This window comes from Streptomyces sp. UW30 (genome assembly GCF_008042075.1).
Classification (GTDB): Bacteria; Actinomycetota; Actinomycetes; order Streptomycetales; family Streptomycetaceae; genus Streptomyces.
On the sequence record NZ_RDBN01000053.1, the window covers coordinates 1,299,929 to 1,317,252 of the forward strand.

The following is a 17,324-nucleotide window of genomic DNA, read 5'->3' on the forward strand; positions in this document are numbered from 1 at the left end:
CCCCCTCCTCGTACGCCTTCACCACCGTGCCCGCGGCCTCCCGTGTGCCATGGAACGGCCCGCCGTCGATCCACTCGAAGCCGCCGTCYCCGAGTGGCGCTGGCACAACAACCTCGTCCTGCCCACTGACCGCCTCACGCTCCAGGGCGTGACCCCCGCGGCCGCCACCGATCTGCAAACCGGCGGCGACGGCGGCTTCGAGTGGATCGACGGCGGGCCGTTCCATGGCACACGGGAGGCCGCGGGCACGGTGGTGAAGGCGTACGAGGAGGGGGTGCACCGGCCCGAGTGGGGGCTGTTCGTTCTCGTACGGCGCGAGGACGGCCGCGCGGTCGGCGGCATCGGCTTCCACGGCGTACCGGACGAGGAGGGCCTCGCCGAGGTCGGCTACGACCTCGCCGGAACCGCCCGCGGCCACGGCTACGCGACCGAGGCCCTGCGCGCCCTGACGGACCACGCGCTGGCCGCGGACGAGGTAGGGGCGCTGATCGCCGCCATCCACGTGGACAACGTCCCCTCGCAGGGCGTCGCCACGCGCGCGGGCTTCGTACGGGCGAGCGTCGAGGAGGAGCGCACGGCGTACGAGGAACACGATATGGAGCGGGACCTCAGGCTGTACGTCCGCAGAGGGCGGCCCACGGCGGCCTAGGCTGCGGCGGAGCCGACCCGCGCCGCCACAGGGAGCCGTCATGTCGTTCACGGCCGAGGAGATCGCCTACCTGACCTCGCACCCGCTCGCCCGTTTCGCCAGCCTCTGCGCGGGTGAGCAGCCCGACGTGGTCCCGGTGGCCCTGGAGTTCGACGGCAGCCGCTTCTGGGTGGGCGGCCCCCGTGCGGAGGTCCTCGGCACCCGCAAGTTCCGCAATGTCGGCCATGGCCGCGACAAGGTGGCCTTCGTCGTGGACGACCTGGTCTCCGTCGAGCCGTTCGTCGCCCGCGGCATCCGGGTGTACGGCGTCGCGGACGGCCCCGTCGAGCGGGTCGGCATGGTGGGCCCCGGTCACTACCTGCGCATCACCCCCACGCTCTCGTGGAGCTGGAACCTGTCGGACCCGCCCCGCCCGGCCGGTGATACCTGGTACCCCATGCGACGGGCCGAGCACTCCCGCGACACGAACGCCGAGTGACCCACGTCACATCCGCTGACGTCACATCGGGTCGCCCCGCTCCGTCATTGCTGTGTAACCACCGACAACAGCCAATGACTGAGGAGTTCGCCATGAGCGCCCGTTTGAACGCCTTCGAGATCCCGACCGTCGGCAAGTTCGTGAGGTACATCGGCTCGGCGGGCAAGGTGCTCCACGACTCGTCGCTGCCCGTCGCGACGCAGAACATGGTCACGCTGCGCGCCAGCCAGATCAACGGCTGCGGCTTCTGCACCGACATGCACTTCAAGGACGCCGTCGCCGCCGGCGAGGACACCGTCCGCCTCAACATGGTCGCCGCGTGGCGCGAGGCCACCGTCTTCACCGAGGCCGAGCGCGCCGCGCTGGACCTGACGGAGGCGGGCACCCGTATCGCCGACGCGGCCGGCGGCGTACCGGACGACGTCTGGGAGAACGCCGCCAAGCACTACGACGAGGAGCAGCTCGGCGCGCTGGTGTCGCTGATCGCCCTGATCAACGCCTACAACCGGCTGAACGTCATCGTCCGGCAGCCGGCCGGCTCCTACCAGCCCGGCCAGTTCGCCTAGGGCCTAGGGCCTAGGGCCGCCCCTTCGGCCTCCGCAGCCCTGCCCCCTGCAGCAACCGCACCACGTCACGACTGCTGACCTCCACTGCGCCGGCGCGTACCGCGTCGGCGTAGCGGTGCGACGGGACGTCGTAGTGATCCCGCTCGAAGGCCCGCCGTGGCACGCCCAACCCCTCGGCGAACGTGTGCAGTTCGTCGTACGACAGGTCGCTCACGAGGTGGGACCACATCCGGCCGTGTCCCGGCCAGGTCGGCGGGTCGATGTAGATCGTCACGACGGGGACGCCCCGCCCCCGGTGGCCGGCGCCAGCGCGCCCACCGCCGCGACCTTCACTCCCGCCTGGTGGCACACCCAGTGCGGATCGGGCCCCAGCTCCGGCTCCACCTCCAGCGCGTGCGGGTCCCCGGTGCGGCACACCGGGCACAACGGCCAGCGGCCGTACCGGTCCAGCAGCGCGTCCTGTACGTCCTGGGCGACCAGCCCCGCCACGTACTCCACGCCGTCCGGCCACTGCTCCACCCACCAGCGCCGCTGTACGACCGCCTCCTCGACCAGCGACACGACGTCCGCCTCCGCGACCTCGCCCGCGACCAGGTCGGCGAGCACGAGGGCGCGGGCGGTGTGCAGCGCCTGTTCCAGCGGAGTGACGGGTTCCATGCTCCTATTGTGCGCACTCTTGACCACGGCACGGTTCTGAAAATACCTTTCAAGAGTGCCCCATGAAGTGAAGGAAACTTTCGACCGCGCGCCCGCGCCCGCCGCCCTCGCGGCCAAGGTGCGCACGCTCGCGCCGTCGATGACCCGCTCCATGCAACGCGTCGCCGAAGCGGTCGCGAACGACCCGGCGGGCTGCGCGGCCCTCACGGTCACCGGCCTCGCCGAACTCACCGGCACCAGCGAGGCCACCGTCGTGCGCACCGCCCGCCTGCTCGGCTACCCCGGCTACCGCGACCTGCGCCTCGCCCTCGCCGGCCTCGCCGCCCAGCAGCAGTCGGGCCGCGCCCCGGCCATCACGACCGACATCGCGGTGGACGACCCGATCGCGGACGTGGTCGCCAAGCTCGCCTACGACGAGCAGCAGACCCTCGCCGACACGGCGGCCGGCCTCGACACGGTCCAGCTCGGAGCGGCCGTATCGGCTGCCGCCACCGCCCGGCGCATCGATGTGTACGGCGTCGGGGCGTCGGGGTTGGTCGCGCAGGATCTGGCTCAGAAGCTGCTGCGGATAGGGGTGATAGCCCACGCGCACAGCGATCCGCATCTCGCCGTCACGAACGCGGTGCAACTGCGTGCCGGGGACGTGGCCATCGCCATCACCCACTCCGGGTCGACCGGCGACGTCATCGAGCCGTTGCGGGTCGCCTTCGAGCACGGGGCTACGACCGTCGCCATCACCGGGCGGCCGGACGGGCCCGTGACCCAGTACGCCGATCACATCCTCACGACGTCGACGGCCCGGGAGAGCGAGTTGCGGCCGGCGGCGATGTCGTCGCGGACCAGTCAGTTGCTGGTGGTGGACTGCCTGTTCGTGGGGGTGGCGCAGCGGACTTATGAGACTGCGGGGCCTGCGCTGGCGGCTTCTTATGAGGCGCTGGCGCATCGGCATCGTCGTTAGACCGTAGGCCTGACGGCTGCGGGTTGTCTGCGGGATCATCGTGGCTGGTCGCGCAGTTCCCCGCGCCCCTTGGGTCGGACAGCACACCGGAAACCGGAAAGAGCCGCCCCCCTCATGACCTCTGCATCCACCCCCCGTGATCTCCGCACCGAGTTGGACTCCCTGACCACCGAGGCATTCCGGCCCGAGCTCGCCGAGATCGATCAGCTCCCCACCCTCGACATCGCCCGGCTCATGAACGGCGAGGACGCCTCCGTGCCGGCCGCCGTCGCGTCGCGTCTGCCTCTGATCGCCGCCGCCATCGACGCCATCGCCGAGCGCATGGCACGCGGCGGGCGCCTCATCTACGCCGGCGCCGGGACCGCCGGGCGCCTCGGTGTCCTCGACGCCTCCGAGTGCCCGCCCACCTTCAACACCGACCCGGACCAGGTCGTCGGGCTCATCGCGGGCGGGCCGGAAGCGATGGTCGTCTCGATCGAGGGCGCCGAGGACTCCAAGGACCTGGCCCGCACCGACCTCGACGCCCTCGCGCTCACCCCCGCCGACACGGTCGTCGGCATCTCCGCCTCCGGCCGCACCCCGTACGCGATCGGCGCGGTCGAACACGCCCGGAAGCAGGGCGCGTTGACGATCGGGCTGTCCTGCAACGCCCACAGCGCCCTCGCCGCGGCCGCCGAGCACGGCATCGAAGTCGTCGTGGGCCCGGAGCTGCTGACCGGCTCGACGCGCCTCAAGGCCGGCACCGCCCAGAAGCTGGTGCTCAACATGCTGTCGACGATCACGATGATCCGGCTCGGCAAGACCTACGGGAACCTGATGGTCGACGTCCGCGCCTCCAACGACAAGCTACGGGCCCGCTCCCGCCGCATCGTCGCCCTCGCCACCGGCGCCGACGACACCGACATCGAACGCGCCCTGACCGAGGCGGGCGGCGAGGTGAAGACGGCGATCCTCGTCCTGCTGGCGAACGTGGACGGGCCCACGGCCACCAGGCGCCTCGCCGCGGCGAACGGCCATCTCCGGGCGGCGATGAGCACCGACGAGTCCTGACGGCGGGTCGCGCACCTCCGAATTGACTGTGGGGCGGATCACAGTCCCGGTGTGAACCGGGTGGGGCCCTCGATTCGACGAGGGGGTGTGATGTCCGAACGAAGGGGTGCGCAGACCGATGCCGAACTCCTGGACGCGGTGGCCGAGTCGGATCGGGCCGCGTTCGAGGAGCTCTTCCGCAGGTTCGCCCCCTGGCTCAGGGGTCGGTTGCGGCAGCGGTGCGCCGACCCCGTCCTCGTGGACGAGGTCGTCCAGGACGTCTTCGTGGAGGTCTGGCGGCGCCGGGAACGCCGGGGAGGCCCACGCGCCGGTCAAGTCGACAACGTGAGCGGGTGGTTATGGCGAGTCGGCCGGCGTCGGCTGATCGACGCGCAGCGGGCGCAGGAGCGGCGGGGCCGTCTCCTGCGCCGCCTGGCGGGTCTGCCGGGACGTCACGCGGTGTCCGCGGAGGAGGAGCTCATGGCGGAGCTGGGCGACGGCGCTCTGGCCGCGGTGGAGTTCCTGCCCGCCGACCTCAAGGCGGTGGTCCACGCCACGGCACTCGAAGGACTGACGGTCCAGGAGACCGCCGAGCGCCTGAGCATCCCGGCCGGAACGGTCAAGTCCCGGGCCTCCCGGGCCAGAAGGCTGCTCAGGGAACGACTGCTGCCCCGGCCCGGCGCCGAAGGGGGACGAGCGCGGTGAGGGCGGCGACCGACGACACGGGTGGGAGGAGAAGCCGATGAGCGGGGCGCAACCGGCCGGCCGCACCCATGATCCGGGAAGCGGTTCGGCGCACCTCGGCACCGATGTGCTCCGGGCGTACGCGACCCGGCCGCTCCCCGGCGAGGTCAGGGGACCCGCCGAGGCCCATCTGGACCGGTGCGCGGGCTGCCGTGCCCGGCTGTCCCCGCTGCTGGCGGACGAGGCGGAGTTGACCTCCCTGTGGGAGCGGGTCGACCGCGCCACCGACGAGCCGACGAGGAGCCTGCTGGAACGGTGTGCGCTGCGCCTCGGTGTCCCCGAGGACGCGGCCCGGCTGTGCGCGGCGATGCCCGCGCTGCGCTGGTCCTGGTGGGGCGGGGCGGCCCTGTTGCTCATGCTGAGTGTGGCCGCCGCGCGCCTGAGCGAATCGACGTCGGCGCCCCTGCTGTTCTTCGCGCTGGTACCGGCCCTGTCGGCCGTCGGCGTCGTCGCGGTCACCGGGCAGCGCTTCGACCCGGCGTACGTCTGGCTGGCGGTCTCCCCGCTGGGCGGGTTCCGCGTCGTACTGCTGCGCGCGACCGCTGTGCAGGTGCTGAGCCTGGTGCTGAGCGCCGCGGGCGCCGCCGGGCTCCCGCTGGCCTTTCCGTACACGCTCGGCTGGCTCGTCCCGTCGCTCATGCTCACGGCGGTCTGTCTCGCCCTGTCGAGTCGCATGGACGCCCTGCCGGCCATCACGTTGACGCTCACGGCCTGGGCCGTCTGGCTCGTGGCCGCCTACAACTCTGCCCTGCCCGCGGCGACACGCATCCTCCTGCCGGGGACCCAACTGGCCATGGCGGCCGTGGCCCTGCTGGCCCTCGGCGCGCTCGTCGTGCTGCGCGACGGATTCGACAGGCAGGGCCGCCGGGCAGCCGCCCACGAGGGGCCGACGACGGGGACGAGGGGACTGGCGTAATGGGATCCGCTGCACAACAGGTCACGTTGAACGACGTCAGCGTGCGCTTCGGGCGCCACACGGCGCTCAAAGAGGTCTCCCTGTCCCTGGGACGGGGCGTGACGGGCCTGCTCGGGCCCAACGGCGCGGGCAAGACCACCCTGCTGCGCACCCTGGCCACCGCGAGCACCCCGGACACGGGCACCCTGTCGCTCCTGGGCCTCGACCCCCTGACGCCCTCGGGCCGGCAGGCCCTGCGGCGGCGGCTCGGCTACCTCCCGCAGAACCCGGGACTGCCCTCCCACTTCACGGCGTTCGACTTCATCGACTATGTGGGCATCCTCAAGGAGATCAGCGACCGGGACGCCCGGCGCGCGGAGGCTCTCAGAGTGCTGGAGGAGGTCGGTCTCACCGCCGACCGCGGCCGACGCATCCGGAAGCTGTCGGGCGGCATGCGACAGCGCGTCGGCCTCGCTGCCGCGATCGTCGGCGACCCGGAGCTGCTCGTCCTCGACGAGCCGACCGTGGGACTCGACCCCGAGCAGCGGCTGCGCTTCCGGGAACTCGTCGCCGGACTCGGCGAGGGCAGGACCGTGCTGCTCTCGACGCACCAGACGGAGGACGTGGCGGCCCTGTGCCACAAGGTGGTCGTGCTCGACCACGGCACCGTGCGGTTCCAGGGCACCCCGGCCGAGCTGGCCCTGCTGGCGCACGGCCGGGTCTGGAGCAGCGGCGAACGCGCACCCGGCGCCCTCGCGGCCTGGCGCACCGGCGTCGGCACCTTCCGCAACATCGGAGTCCCGCCGCCCGACGCCCCGTTGGTCGCACCGACGATCGAGGACGGATACCTCCTGCTCCTCGACGGCGACCGCACACCGGCGGGCTCGCCATGACCGGGCACCGGGTCCTGGCCCCGGAGCCCGGCCCCGTTCACCCTTTCCCTCCCCCGGCCCGGGGCGCGTTACGGGCCCAGTGGTCCCTGGCACGCTTCGAGTGCACGCACGTGCTGCGGCACCCGGCCTTCCTGGCCGCCGTGTTTCTCTACGCCGCCCTCTGGGCGTACGAGGCATGGAGCGAAGGTCCGGGCGGTCGGTACCCGGTGCTCCAGGACGAGGACCGGTACACCCAGATCCCGCTGCTCCTGCCGGCGGCAGGGGCGCTCATCGCGACGAACTTCGCGGCCACCCGCATGCACCGGCACGGAGCCGAACCGCTCTGCGGGGTGCTCGCCCTGCCCCTGTGGCGGCGAACGTCGGCCCACCTCGTCGCCGCCCTGCCGCCGGCCGCGGTGGGGGCGGTGCTCACGGCGGCCCGGATCGCCTACGAGGCGTCGGCTCCCACCGCCGTGGGCAGCCCGTCCCCGGTCGAACTGGCCACCGGACCGCTCGTGGTCCTTGCCGCCGGGTGTGCCGGGGTGACCCTCGCCCGCTTCACCCCGTCGGCCACGGCGGGCCCCTTCGCCGCCCTGCTCCTCGGAGCTCTGGTCCTGGCCGGTGCGCTGGGCGTACGCGGCATGAAGTGGGTGGGCCCGGTCGGCGTGGAGAGCGAGTTCGCGGCCCCGCGGCCCACCGACCTGATGCACCGTCCCGCCCTGACGCATCTCGCCTACTTGGCGGCCGTGACCGGCGTACTGGTCCTGCTCGCCCTGGTCCGGGCCGGAGCGCGCACCCTGCCGACCCGGGCGGCCCTGGTCCTCCTGGCCGTCACGGCCGTCGTGGTCGGCGCCGTGCAGTACCGGCCGCTCCCCGACGATCTGGTGGCCCGCCGGGCGGACGCCGAGAAGCACCCGGGAGACCGGCAGCGTTGCCGGGCCGCCGACCAGGTCACGTTCTGCGCGTTCCCCGAGTTCCTGGGCCGTACCAAGGACTGGCAGCAGGTGACCGACGGCATCCTCGGCAAGGTCCCGGCCGACGAGCGGACCGGTCCGTACGCGGTACGCCAGCGGCTCTTCTTCGGCGGCGACCGCGAGGGGGTCGTAGGCGCGCCGCCGCTGGAGGCATGGGCGCGGGACGACACCCGGCACGACACAGCCGGCGCCGTCACCGTCGGCACCGAGTGGGGTACGGACGATGTCGGCGGCGGCGAAATGCTCGCCTTCGCGGTGCGGTTCGCCGACCGCGCGGTCGCCGGACCCCGCCGGGAGGACGAACCGGTCGCGGACATGCTGTGCCGTGCCCGCGCGGTGACGGTGCTGTGGCTCGCGGCGCAGGCGACCCCGCAGACGGCCGACGCGCTGCGCTCCCTGAACCGGCGCAGCGTGGGCGGCATCGCCCTCACCACGCTCGACTCGGCCCAGGCGCTCTCCGTGAACGACCCCGAGGTCCAGGTCGTCCTCGACCTGCTCGACCGGCCCGCGACCGAGGTCGGCGACCGTCTGGAGGCGTCCTGGCCCGCCCTGTCCGACGACCGCACGAGCACCGCGCAGGCGGCACGGCTGCTGGGGGTGTCCGCACCCGCGGACGCCGAGCAGGGGTCGGAGGGCACGTCATGCGCGGCCCGTTGACCCTGCACACGGCCCTCGTGCCACACCTGGTCCGCGTCCTGCCACGGGTGACGATGGCACTGGGCGCCGGACCGGCCCTCGCGGTCTGCGCACTGCCCTCGGCTCTCTCGACGCACCCCGAACCGGGTAACGCGGCCCTGCTGCTGCGCGTAGCGGCGGTGCTGTGCGTCGTCCCCGTCGCGTTCGCCCTGGACGATCCGGCGGCCACCACCACCGCGGCACTGCCATACCCGTTGGCGGTACGACGGCTCCTGCGGCTGGCGTTGCTCTGCGTGCCGCTCGCCGTGATCTGGACGACGTGCGGCTTCCTGCTCACAGCCGCGATGAACCCGGACGACCGGGTCGCCCTGCCCCTGGCCGGACTCTCCCTGGAGGCGGCAGGGCTGGCGGCGACGACGGTCCTGCTGTCGGTGGTCGGCCTGCGCCTGTCCGACGGCGGGCGCGGCAGCACCCTGGCCGCGCCCGGCAGCGTGCTGCTGCCCCTCGTCCTCGCCCTGAGCCCGGCCCGCGAGCGGCTGTTCCCCGTGCCGTACGGCACGTCCTGGGATGCGTCCCGATGGGCATGGGCCTCGGCCCTGGCCGTCGCGGCGGGACTCACGGCCCTGCTCCTGCGGGAACACCGCCCTACCTCACCCTGCCGTGACCAACTCCCCTGTTAGCGTGGCCACATGACGGCAGCGACGACGTTCCGTATCGGTGGCGATCTGGAAGTACGGCGGCTCGGGTTCGGGGCCATGCATCTGCGGCCGGAGAGCGCCGAGGAGCGCGCCGCGTGCGTCGCGGTCGCCCGGCGAGCCGTCGAGCTCGGCGTCACACTGATCGACACGGCGCATCTGTACGGCTGGGGAGCGAACGAGGATCTCCTCGCCGAGGCGCTACACCCGTACCCGGAAGGGCTTCTGATCGCCACGAAGGTCGGGATCCGGCAGACCACCTCGGGCGAGGGCTGGCGGCACGCGGGCGAGCCGGCCGACCTGCGCGACCAGGTCGACGAGGCCCTGCTCCGCCTCCGCCTCGACCGCATCGAGCTGCTCCAGCTCCACCGGCTCGACCCGGGCGTGCCCATTCCTGACCAGCTCGGCGCGCTGCGCGACCTGCGCGACGAGGGCAAGATCGGCCATGTCGGCCTGTCCGAGGTGACCCTCGCCGAACTCGCCGAAGCGCGTGCCGTCGTGGACATCGCGAGCGTCCAGAACCGGTACAACCTGCTCGACCGTGAGCACGAGCCCGTCCTTGCGGCGTGCGAGGAGGCGGGCATCGCGTTCCTGCCGTGGCGCCCGGTGGCGGCGGGGCAGTCCGGCGCACGGTCGTCGGAGATCGCCGCGGTCGCGAAGGAAGTCGGCGCCACACCGACCCAGGTTGTCCTCGCCTGGCTCCTCGCCCACTCCCCCGTGATCCTCCCGATCCCGGGGACGGCGAGCGTCGCGCACCTGGAGGAGAACCTCGGAGCCGACGCCGTCCAGCTCACCCGGGACCAGTACGACCGCCTGACCGCGCTGGCGGCGGACGCCTAACGCGGCAGTCTGCTCTCCCTGTTGGCCTGCCGGACCCGCGCGAACAGCTCCTCGTTCGTCGGCGAGGGGTCCATGGGCCGGCCCCGCAACGCCGCCGCCAGCCGCTCGGCGGTCCGCACATTGCAGCGCCCGAGCTCGACGAGAGCGAACGGCTCCTTACTGGCACCGGTGACTGGATCCACCCGCAGGGACGGCAGCACGAGCCCTACGCCCGCGAGAGCCTCCCGCAGGGACACCACCACTTCTTCGGTCGACCGCACGCTGGTTCCACCTCTCTACGCAGAGTTTGCAATTCACAACACAGCGTGTCCGGTGCGGCTTTAACCTGGCCAGAGGGGGTGCCCCAACAACCTCTGCTGTCCAACCGGGAGTTGCCATGCCGGGACCCAAGGATCTGGATCCTTCGTCATCGCCGCGCGCGCTCTTGGGCGCCGAGCTACGGCACGCCCGCGAGAAGGCCGGACTCAGTCAGGAGAAGCTGGGGCAACTGCTGTTCGCCAGCGGCTCGTTCGTGGGGCAACTGGAGGCGGGCACGCGGCGGATTCAGGCCGAACATGCCCGGGTGTTGGACGAGGTGCTGGGGACGGGGGAATTCTTCCAACGGAACTGCAGCGCTGCGGCCAGGTCGAAGTATCCGGAGCACTTCGCGGAAGCGGCCGAGGCCGAGGCTCAAGCCACAGCGATCAGGCAGTACGCGCCGCTCCTGATCCCCGGGCTTCTACAGACGCCCTCGTACGCGAGGGCTGTGATCCGTGCGTACCAGCCGACGGCCCCGGAGGAGAGGATCGAGGAATTGGTGGCGGCCCGGATGGAGCGCACCCGACTCCTCGACGATCCAACAGATCCGTTGTTGTGGGCGGTGATTGACGAGGCAGCCCTGCGACGGGTGACGGGCGGGCCCGAGGTAATGGCCGAGGTCCTGCGTCACATCGCCCGCTTGAGCCGTAGGGGCCGGGCGATCGTGCAGGTGCTGCCGTTCGAGGCGGGAGCACACGCGGCGATGGAGGGCTCGATCAAGCTGATGGACTTCGAGGACGCCCCTCCGATGGTCTACTTCGAAGGGGTCGGCACCGGACGGCTGGAGGACGACCCAGCGACCGTCAGGCACCAGCGGTTCACCTACGAACTCCTCACGGCCTGCGCACTCTCGCCGCAGAAGTCCCTGGTCCTGTTCGAGGCGATGGCGCAGGATTACGCCCATGAGGAACATCCCTGAGTCCGACCTGGACGGCGTCACCTGGCACAAGTCCAGCTACAGCGGCGGCAGCGGGGGCGACTGCCTGGAAGTCACCCCCGACCTCCCCACCCTCCTCCCCGTCCGCGACTCCAAGAACCCCCACGGCCCGAAGCTCATATTCCGGGCCCCGGCCTGGTCGGCCTTCGTAGAAAACCTCAAGCGCGACTCGATCTGACCGCTCGCGGCATAGAGGACAGAATCTGACCTCATTGCCTCCTACCGTGGCTGTCATGACTGAGACCACGCACAACACCGTCACGGACGAGCGCGCCGACCTGCTGGAGACGCTGGCCAAGCACCGGCAGTTCCTGCGGTTCACGACCCAGGACCTCACCGACGAGCAGGCGGGGCAGCGGACCACGGCCAGCGAGCTGTGCCTCGGCGGCCTGATCAAGCACGTCACGTCGACGGAGCGGAACTGGGCGAACTTCATCGAGAAGGGCACGTCGGTGATGCCCGACTTCGCCTCCATGACCGAGGAGGACTTCGCCCGCCGCGCGGACGACTTCCGCATGCTGCCCGGCGACACCCTGGAGGCCGTCCTGGCCGAGTACGCCGAAGTGGCCCGCCGAACCGACGAGTTGGTGGCTGCCCTGCCCGACTTCAATGCCTCCCACCCGCTCCCCAAGGCCCCGTGGTTCGAGCCCGGGGCGCGCTGGTCGGCCCGCAGGGTGCTGCTGCACATCATCGCGGAGACGGCCCAGCACGCCGGCCACGCGGACATCATCCGGGAGTCCCTGGACGGCCAGAAGAGCATGGGCTGACCGGCCCGGAAGTCACCGCGCCCCCGCAGGTGCCGRGCCYCGYCACCTGCGGGGGCCGGCCCACGAGCACAGTCGGCCACCCTCGATACCGAAGAGCTCAGGAACGACGCAGACTGGGCCCATGAACCACGCCCAGCTGACCGCCCTCGGCCGAGCCCTCCGCCTCCTCGGCGAACACGGCGAGGCCCTCACGCCCGCCACCCCGGACGCCAAGCTGCACGAGGTCAAGGCCGATCTGCGCCGCGCCCTGGACCTCCTCGACGAGAGCGTCACCGGTGCCGCCCCCACCACCCGCTGCCCGGAGCACCCGAACGGCCCGGTCGACGAGAACGCACACGACCTGTGCCTGCTCTGCGAGACCAGGCGCCGGGCCGCCCGCCGTGCCGAGTACAACGGCGGTCCCGTACCCCCGAACGCCACCGAGACCGCCCCCTCCCGCTACGGCGTCCGAGGCGACCGCCCGCAGCCCCAGCAGCGCTGGCTGCCGGAGCTGTGGAACGGACAGGAGTGGCAGCTGTGCGGCACGCCGCGCCGCGACCGCCGGGAGGCCGAGCTGTATCTCGCCGCCCAGCGCCGCGGCCCGCGCCCGGCGATGGCCTACCGGCTCGTGCACGAGTTCACCGACTACGAGGTGCTGCGGGTGTGGGGCACCCCGGTGAAGGTCGACATCGAGCCGCTGGGCAACCTGTAGCGACTACTTGGCCGTCGCTCCCGCCGGCTCCGCCGCCGCTTCCGCCACCGGCTTTCCGGCGGTGGCCGACCCCTGCCGCGGAATGAACGACGCCACCACGAACGCCAGCAGCGCCGCCCCGGCGCCGACCGCCAGGACCACCTTGAAGGCGTTCTCGGACGGGAGGGCGTAGCCGCCGAGGTTCGTCGTCATCTGGGCGAGGATGACGCCCGCGACGGCGCTCGCCGTGGACGTACCGAGAGAGCGCATCAGCGTGTTGAGGCTGTTCGCGGCGGCCGTCTCCGACGCGGGCACCGCGCTCATGATGAGGGCGGGCATCGAGCCGTAGCCGAAGCCGACACCGGCGCCGATGACGCAGGCGACCAGGACGAAGTGCCAGACCTCGGACATCAGGGCGATGTTGAGGCCGTAGCCCGCGGCCACGATCAGGACGCCGATCATCAGCGTGACCTTCGGCCCCTTGGCCCGCGAGATGGCCGCCGACACCGGGGCCGTCGCCATCATGACCAGGCCCGACGGGGCCATGCACAGGCCCGCGACCAGCATGGACTTGCCGAGGCCGTAGCCGGTCTGGGCGGGGAGCTGGAGGAGCTGCGGGATGACCAGGCTCATCGCGAACATCGCGAAGCCCACCGCGATCGAGGCCAGGTTGGTGACCAGCACCTGACGGCGGGCGGTCGTCCGCAGATCGACCAGCGGCTGCTCGGTACGCAGCTCCCACCAGCCCCAGGCCGACAGGATCACCACGGCCGCGACGGACAGACCGAGCGTCGTACCACTGGCCCAGCCCCAGTCGGCGCCCTTGGAGATCCCCAGCAGCAGACACACGAGCCCGGCCGCCATGCCTATGCCGCCGACCAGGTCGAAGCGCCCGCCGGTCCGCACCCGCGACTCGGGCACGAACAGCAGGACGCACACCAGCGCCACGACACCCATGCCGGCCGACGTCCAGAACAGGACGTGCCAGTCGAAGTTGTCCGCGATGAGCGCGGCGGCGGGCAGCCCGAGCGCCCCGCCGATGCCGAGGGAGGCGCTCATCAGGGCGGTGGCGGAGCCCAGGCGCTCGGCGGGCAGTTCGTCCCGCATGATGCTGATGCCGAGCGGGATCACACCGGAGGCCAGGCCCTGGAGCACCCGCCCGACGATCATCGGGACCAGCACGTCGCTCAGGGCACAGACCACGGAGCCGCCGACCAACAGGACGACGCTGACCAGCAGCATCCGCCGCTTGCCGTACATGTCGCCGAGCCGCCCCATCACGGGCGTCGCGACCGCCGCGGCGAGCAGCGTGGCCGTGACCGCCCATGCGGTGTCCGAGGCCGGGGCGTCCAGCAGCTTCGGCAGCTCCGGGACGATCGGGATGACCAGGGTCTGCATCAGCGAGACGACGATCCCGGCGAAGGCCAGCACCGCCACCACGGCATTCGTCTTCGGCGGGGAGCCGCCCCCGGCCTCGGCGGGAGGGGCAGGGGGCGGCTCCCCGCCGAAGGGGCAGGGGGGTGGGACATGGCGGGGCCTCCGTCGGCGTACGAGCAAGCATGACGCGTGCGTAATTGACCGAGGCAACCTTAAGTCAGTTGATTGACTTACTCAAGCGCCACTTGAGGGCCGCGAGGCGAGGCTTAACGAGACGAGACGGTCCGTCTTGACACATCGACAGCACCGTCGCATACTCATCCGAGTGGAGCCGAGCCGAGACGAACCGTCTCGGCTCGGCTCGGATGACCGGATGCTCCGCCCGCACTGACAACAGGAGGTGGGGCGCTCTGCGCACCCCCGCTCAACTCGCACTCACCCACATCACCAAGCGCTACGGCACCCGCCTCGTCCTGGACCGCGCGTCGCTCACCGTCAAGCCCGGCGAGCGGGTCGGAGTGATCGGCGACAACGGGTCGGGCAAGTCCACCCTGCTCAAGCTCATGGCGGAGGTCGAGCGTCCGGACAACGGCGAGCTCGCGGTCGTCGCGCCCGGCGGCGTCGGATACCTGCCGCAGTCGCTCGCGCTGCCGCCGCACGCCACCGTCGCCGACGCCGTCGACCTGGCGCTGGCCGACCTGCGCGGACTCGAAACACGGATGCGGGCGGCCGAACGCTCGCTCGGCTCGGCGGGCACGGAGGCAGGCGCGGGCCTGGAGGCCTACGCGGAGCTGGTGGCGGAGTTCGAGGCGCGGGGCGGCTACGAAGCCGACATCCGTGTAGAGGTCGCGCTGCACGGGCTCGGGCTGCCCGCGCTCGACCGGAGCCGCCCGCTGGGCACGCTCTCCGGCGGCGAACGCTCCAGACTCGCCCTGGCCGCCACACTGGCGTCCGCACCTGAACTGCTGCTGCTCGACGAACCGACCAACGACCTGGACGACCAGGCCATTGCCTGGCTCGAACAGCGCCTGCGCACCCACCGGGGCACGGTCGTGGCGATCACCCACGACCGGACGTTCCTGGAGCGGGTGACCACTGCCGTCCTGGAGGTGGCCGACGGGCAGGTGCGCCGCTACGGCGACGGGTACGCCGGATATCTCACCGCCAAGGCCGCCGAACGCGCCGCACAGGCACAGGCCCACGAGGAATGGAGGACGGAGCTGGACCGGCATGCCACGCTGGTGGCGGCCAACGCGGGCCGGCTGGCCGCCATCCCGCGCAAGACGGTCCAGGCGGGCATGGGCACCGGCGCCTGGCGGGCACGCTCGCGCACCCACGGGGCCGCCGGCCGCATCCGGCAGTCCCGGCAACGGCTGCGGTGGCTCACCGACCACCCGGCGCCGCCTCCGCCCGAGCCACTGCGCTTCGCCACGGTCCCCGCCATCGCGGGCGCCGCCGCCGGGGACGAGGTGGCCGCGCTCGAAGAGGTGGCGGTGGCGGGACGGCTCCGCCTTGCGTCCCTGACCGTCCGGGCCGGTGAGCGGCTGCTCGTCACCGGCCCGAACGGAGCGGGCAAGACCACACTGATGCGGGTGCTCGCCGGAGAACTACGGCCGGACGCGGGCACGGTACGACTGGCCGGCCGGGTCGGGTTCTTCCGGCAGGACGAACCCGACACCGACGGCATGCGCTGGGCGCGGCGGACCGTGTTGCAGGCCTACGCGCACGGGCGTCCGGGAAGTCCGGACGAGCATGCGGACGCCCTGCTCGCCCTGGGCCTGTTCCGGCCGTCCGACCTGGGGCTGCGCCTCGGGGAACTGTCCTACGGGCAGCGGCGCCGGATCGAACTGGCCCGGCTGGTGAGCGAGCCCGTGGACCTGCTCCTGCTCGACGAACCGACCAACCACCTGTCACCGATGCTCGCGGAGCAACTGCAGGAAGCGCTGGCCTCCTACCAGGGCGCACTGGTCGTGGTCACGCACGACCGGCGTCTGCGGGCCACGTTCGCGGGCACCCGCCTCGAACTGGCCGAAGGCGCGGCCATGGTGGCGGGGCAGATGTAGCAGTCGGGCGGAGCGTCCCACCCCCGGGGTACTCCGCCCGAAGTCGCGGCTCAGCTGAGGGTCTTCAGCGCCGCCGCGTCATACGGCGCCAGCTCACCGAAGCGGCCGTCCAGCACCTTGGCCGCCCACTCGGGGTCCTGGAGCAGCGCGCGGCCGACGGCGACGAAGTCGAACTCCTCGGCCTCCAGTCGGTCCAGGAGGTCGTCGATGCCCTTGAGCGCGGAGCCCTGGCCCGCGAACGCGCCGAGGAACTCGCCGTCCAAGCCGACCGAGCCGACGCTGATGGTGGGCCTGCCGGTCAGCTTCTTCGTCCAGCCCGCGAGGTTGAGGTCGGAGCCGTCGAACTCCGGGATCCAGTAGCGGCGGGTGGAGGCGTGGAAGGCGTCGACGCCGGCCGCGGCGAGCGGGGCGAGGATGGCCTCCAGCTCCTCAGGGGTCTCGGCGAGGCGCGCGTCGTAGGCCTCCTGCTTCCACTGCGAGTAGCGGAAGATGACGGGGAAGTCCGGGGAGACCCGCTCGCGTACGGCGGCCACGATCTCGGCGCCGAACTTGGTACGGGCGACCGGGTCACCGCCGTAGGCGTCGGAGCGGCGGTTGGTGCCCGACCACAGGAACTGGTCGACGAGGTAGCCGTGGGCGCCGTGGATCTCCACACCGTCGAAGCCGATGCGCTCGGCGTCCGCGGCGGCCTCGGCGAAGGCGCCGATCACGTCGTCCAGGTCACTCTGGGTCATCGCCTTGCCGGTGGCCTCGTCGGCGCCGATGCGCAGACCCGAGGGGCCGACGGCAGGGGCCTCGGCGAACGGCGGCTGGCCCTGCTGACGCACCATGCCGATGTGCCACAGCTGGGGCACGATCGTCCCGCCCGCGGCGTGCACCGCGTCTGCGACCTTCGCCCACCCGGCCAGCTGCTCCTCCCCGTGGAACCGCGGCACCCGGTCGCTCTGCCCGGCCGACTCATGACCGACGTACGTGCCCTCGGTGACGACCAGGCCGACACCCGCGGCGGCGCGGCGCGAGTAGTACGACACGACGTCCTCGCCGGGAACGCCGCCCGGGGAGAACATGCGCGTCATCGGCGCCATCACTATGCGGTTGGGAACGGTCAGGCCGTTGATCACGGTGGGCCGGGACAGAATCTGCGCCGCGCGGGCGGCGGCGGGCTGGGTGACGGTCACGTGGGGGGCTCCTTGTAAGTCGCTTCGGTCAAACCGACGGGT

Annotated in this window: 21 protein-coding genes; 16 read left to right on the forward strand and 5 right to left on the reverse strand. The window is 72.2% G+C overall.

Annotated features, from left to right (window positions below; all coding sequences use genetic code 11):
* The 3 genes from EAO75_RS40210 to EAO75_RS40220 all read left to right on the forward strand — a co-directional run.
* The coding region (locus tag EAO75_RS40210) for a GNAT family N-acetyltransferase (protein ID WP_148000567.1) at nucleotides 1-649 on the forward strand (649 nt) is incomplete at its 5' end.
* Between the two features lie 40 nt (nucleotides 650-689).
* On the forward strand, nucleotides 690-1,127 hold the full coding sequence (locus EAO75_RS40215) for a PPOX class F420-dependent oxidoreductase (protein WP_147999985.1): 438 nt from the start codon (nucleotides 690-692) through the stop codon (nucleotides 1,125-1,127).
* A 92-nt stretch (nucleotides 1,128-1,219) separates the two neighbouring features.
* The gene (locus EAO75_RS40220; RefSeq protein WP_147999986.1) at nucleotides 1,220-1,693 is read left to right on the forward strand and encodes a carboxymuconolactone decarboxylase family protein; all 474 of its coding nucleotides are present in this window, start codon (nucleotides 1,220-1,222) and stop codon (nucleotides 1,691-1,693) included.
* Between the two features lie 10 nt (nucleotides 1,694-1,703).
* On the opposite strand, the gene EAO75_RS40225 is transcribed toward EAO75_RS40220, so the two are convergent.
* Together EAO75_RS40225 and EAO75_RS40230 are read right to left on the reverse strand one after the other, a co-directional pair.
* Complete coding sequence (locus EAO75_RS40225) at nucleotides 1,704-1,967, reverse strand: DUF4031 domain-containing protein (RefSeq protein ID WP_147999987.1); 264 nt, start codon at nucleotides 1,965-1,967, stop codon at nucleotides 1,704-1,706.
* Entirely contained in the window at nucleotides 1,964-2,350 is a 387-nt protein-coding gene (locus EAO75_RS40230; RefSeq protein WP_147999988.1) for a hypothetical protein, read from the reverse strand. The genes EAO75_RS40225 and EAO75_RS40230 overlap by 4 nt, the downstream gene beginning before the upstream one ends.
* 55 nt (nucleotides 2,351-2,405) lie before the next feature.
* Here EAO75_RS40230 and EAO75_RS40235 point away from each other — a divergent pair, with 55 nt between their 5' ends.
* From EAO75_RS40235 to EAO75_RS40270, 8 genes are all read left to right on the forward strand, one after another.
* Nucleotides 2,406-3,308 carry a MurR/RpiR family transcriptional regulator gene (locus EAO75_RS40235; protein ID WP_147999989.1) on the forward strand — a complete coding sequence of 301 codons (903 nt, stop codon included), beginning with the start codon at nucleotides 2,406-2,408 and terminating at the stop codon, nucleotides 3,306-3,308.
* A gap of 114 nt (nucleotides 3,309-3,422) precedes the next feature.
* Nucleotides 3,423-4,358 carry an N-acetylmuramic acid 6-phosphate etherase gene (murQ, locus tag EAO75_RS40240; protein WP_147999990.1) on the forward strand — a complete coding sequence of 312 codons (936 nt, stop codon included), beginning with the start codon at nucleotides 3,423-3,425 and terminating at the stop codon, nucleotides 4,356-4,358.
* 90 nt (nucleotides 4,359-4,448) lie between these two features.
* Nucleotides 4,449-5,042 (forward strand): RNA polymerase sigma factor, encoded by a 594-nt coding sequence (locus EAO75_RS40245; RefSeq protein WP_187284768.1) that lies wholly within the window; start codon nucleotides 4,449-4,451, stop codon nucleotides 5,040-5,042.
* Nucleotides 5,043-5,079: 37 nt separating this feature from the next.
* Complete coding sequence (locus EAO75_RS40250) at nucleotides 5,080-5,997, forward strand: zf-HC2 domain-containing protein (protein WP_147999992.1); 918 nt, start codon at nucleotides 5,080-5,082, stop codon at nucleotides 5,995-5,997.
* Nucleotides 5,997-6,869, forward strand: a complete 873-nt coding sequence (locus tag EAO75_RS40255) for an ATP-binding cassette domain-containing protein (protein WP_147999993.1) — start codon at nucleotides 5,997-5,999, stop codon at nucleotides 6,867-6,869. The genes EAO75_RS40250 and EAO75_RS40255 overlap by 1 nt, the downstream gene beginning before the upstream one ends.
* Before the next feature lie 110 nt (nucleotides 6,870-6,979).
* Nucleotides 6,980-8,479: a hypothetical protein gene (locus EAO75_RS40260; protein ID WP_147999994.1), complete on the forward strand. Its 1,500-nt coding sequence runs from the start codon at nucleotides 6,980-6,982 to the stop codon at nucleotides 8,477-8,479.
* Nucleotides 8,464-9,138, forward strand: coding sequence for a hypothetical protein (locus EAO75_RS40265; RefSeq protein WP_147999995.1), 675 nt, complete (start codon nucleotides 8,464-8,466; stop codon nucleotides 9,136-9,138). The genes EAO75_RS40260 and EAO75_RS40265 overlap by 16 nt, the downstream gene beginning before the upstream one ends.
* Nucleotides 9,139-9,147: 9 nt before the next feature.
* The gene (locus EAO75_RS40270) at nucleotides 9,148-9,993 is read left to right on the forward strand and encodes an aldo/keto reductase (RefSeq protein WP_147999996.1); all 846 of its coding nucleotides are present in this window, start codon (nucleotides 9,148-9,150) and stop codon (nucleotides 9,991-9,993) included.
* On the opposite strand, the gene EAO75_RS40275 is transcribed toward EAO75_RS40270, so the two are convergent.
* Nucleotides 9,990-10,253, reverse strand: a complete 264-nt coding sequence (locus tag EAO75_RS40275) for a hypothetical protein (RefSeq protein WP_147999997.1) — start codon at nucleotides 10,251-10,253, stop codon at nucleotides 9,990-9,992. The genes EAO75_RS40270 and EAO75_RS40275 overlap by 4 nt on opposite strands.
* A gap of 116 nt (nucleotides 10,254-10,369) precedes the next feature.
* Here EAO75_RS40275 and EAO75_RS40280 point away from each other — a divergent pair, with 116 nt between their 5' ends.
* The 4 genes from EAO75_RS40280 (at nucleotide 10,370) to EAO75_RS40295 (ending at nucleotide 12,685) form a co-directional block, all read left to right on the forward strand.
* A complete protein-coding gene (locus EAO75_RS40280) occupies nucleotides 10,370-11,209 on the forward strand; it encodes a helix-turn-helix domain-containing protein (RefSeq protein WP_147999998.1) in 840 nt (279 codons plus the stop codon).
* Nucleotides 11,193-11,405 (forward strand): DUF397 domain-containing protein, encoded by a 213-nt coding sequence (locus tag EAO75_RS40285; protein WP_147999999.1) that lies wholly within the window; start codon nucleotides 11,193-11,195, stop codon nucleotides 11,403-11,405. The genes EAO75_RS40280 and EAO75_RS40285 overlap by 17 nt, the downstream gene beginning before the upstream one ends.
* Before the next feature lie 55 nt (nucleotides 11,406-11,460).
* Nucleotides 11,461-11,994, forward strand: coding sequence for a DinB family protein (locus EAO75_RS40290; protein WP_148000000.1), 534 nt, complete (start codon nucleotides 11,461-11,463; stop codon nucleotides 11,992-11,994).
* Between the two features lie 121 nt (nucleotides 11,995-12,115).
* A complete protein-coding gene (locus tag EAO75_RS40295) occupies nucleotides 12,116-12,685 on the forward strand; it encodes a hypothetical protein (protein WP_148000001.1) in 570 nt (189 codons plus the stop codon).
* Between the two features lie 3 nt (nucleotides 12,686-12,688).
* Here EAO75_RS40295 and EAO75_RS40300 read toward each other — a convergent pair whose 3' ends face one another.
* Entirely contained in the window at nucleotides 12,689-14,062 is a 1,374-nt protein-coding gene (locus tag EAO75_RS40300) for an MFS transporter (protein ID WP_410092852.1), read from the reverse strand.
* Nucleotides 14,063-14,406: 344 nt separating this feature from the next.
* On the opposite strand from EAO75_RS40300, the gene abc-f reads away from it, so the two are divergent.
* Nucleotides 14,407-16,104 carry a ribosomal protection-like ABC-F family protein gene (gene abc-f, locus EAO75_RS40305; RefSeq protein ID WP_148000003.1) on the forward strand — a complete coding sequence of 566 codons (1,698 nt, stop codon included), beginning with the start codon at nucleotides 14,407-14,409 and terminating at the stop codon, nucleotides 16,102-16,104.
* 50 nt (nucleotides 16,105-16,154) lie between these two features.
* Here abc-f and EAO75_RS40310 read toward each other — a convergent pair whose 3' ends face one another.
* Nucleotides 16,155-17,282: an NADH:flavin oxidoreductase gene (locus EAO75_RS40310; RefSeq protein WP_148000004.1), complete on the reverse strand. Its 1,128-nt coding sequence runs from the start codon at nucleotides 17,280-17,282 to the stop codon at nucleotides 16,155-16,157.
* Between the last annotated feature and the right edge of the window lie 42 nt (nucleotides 17,283-17,324).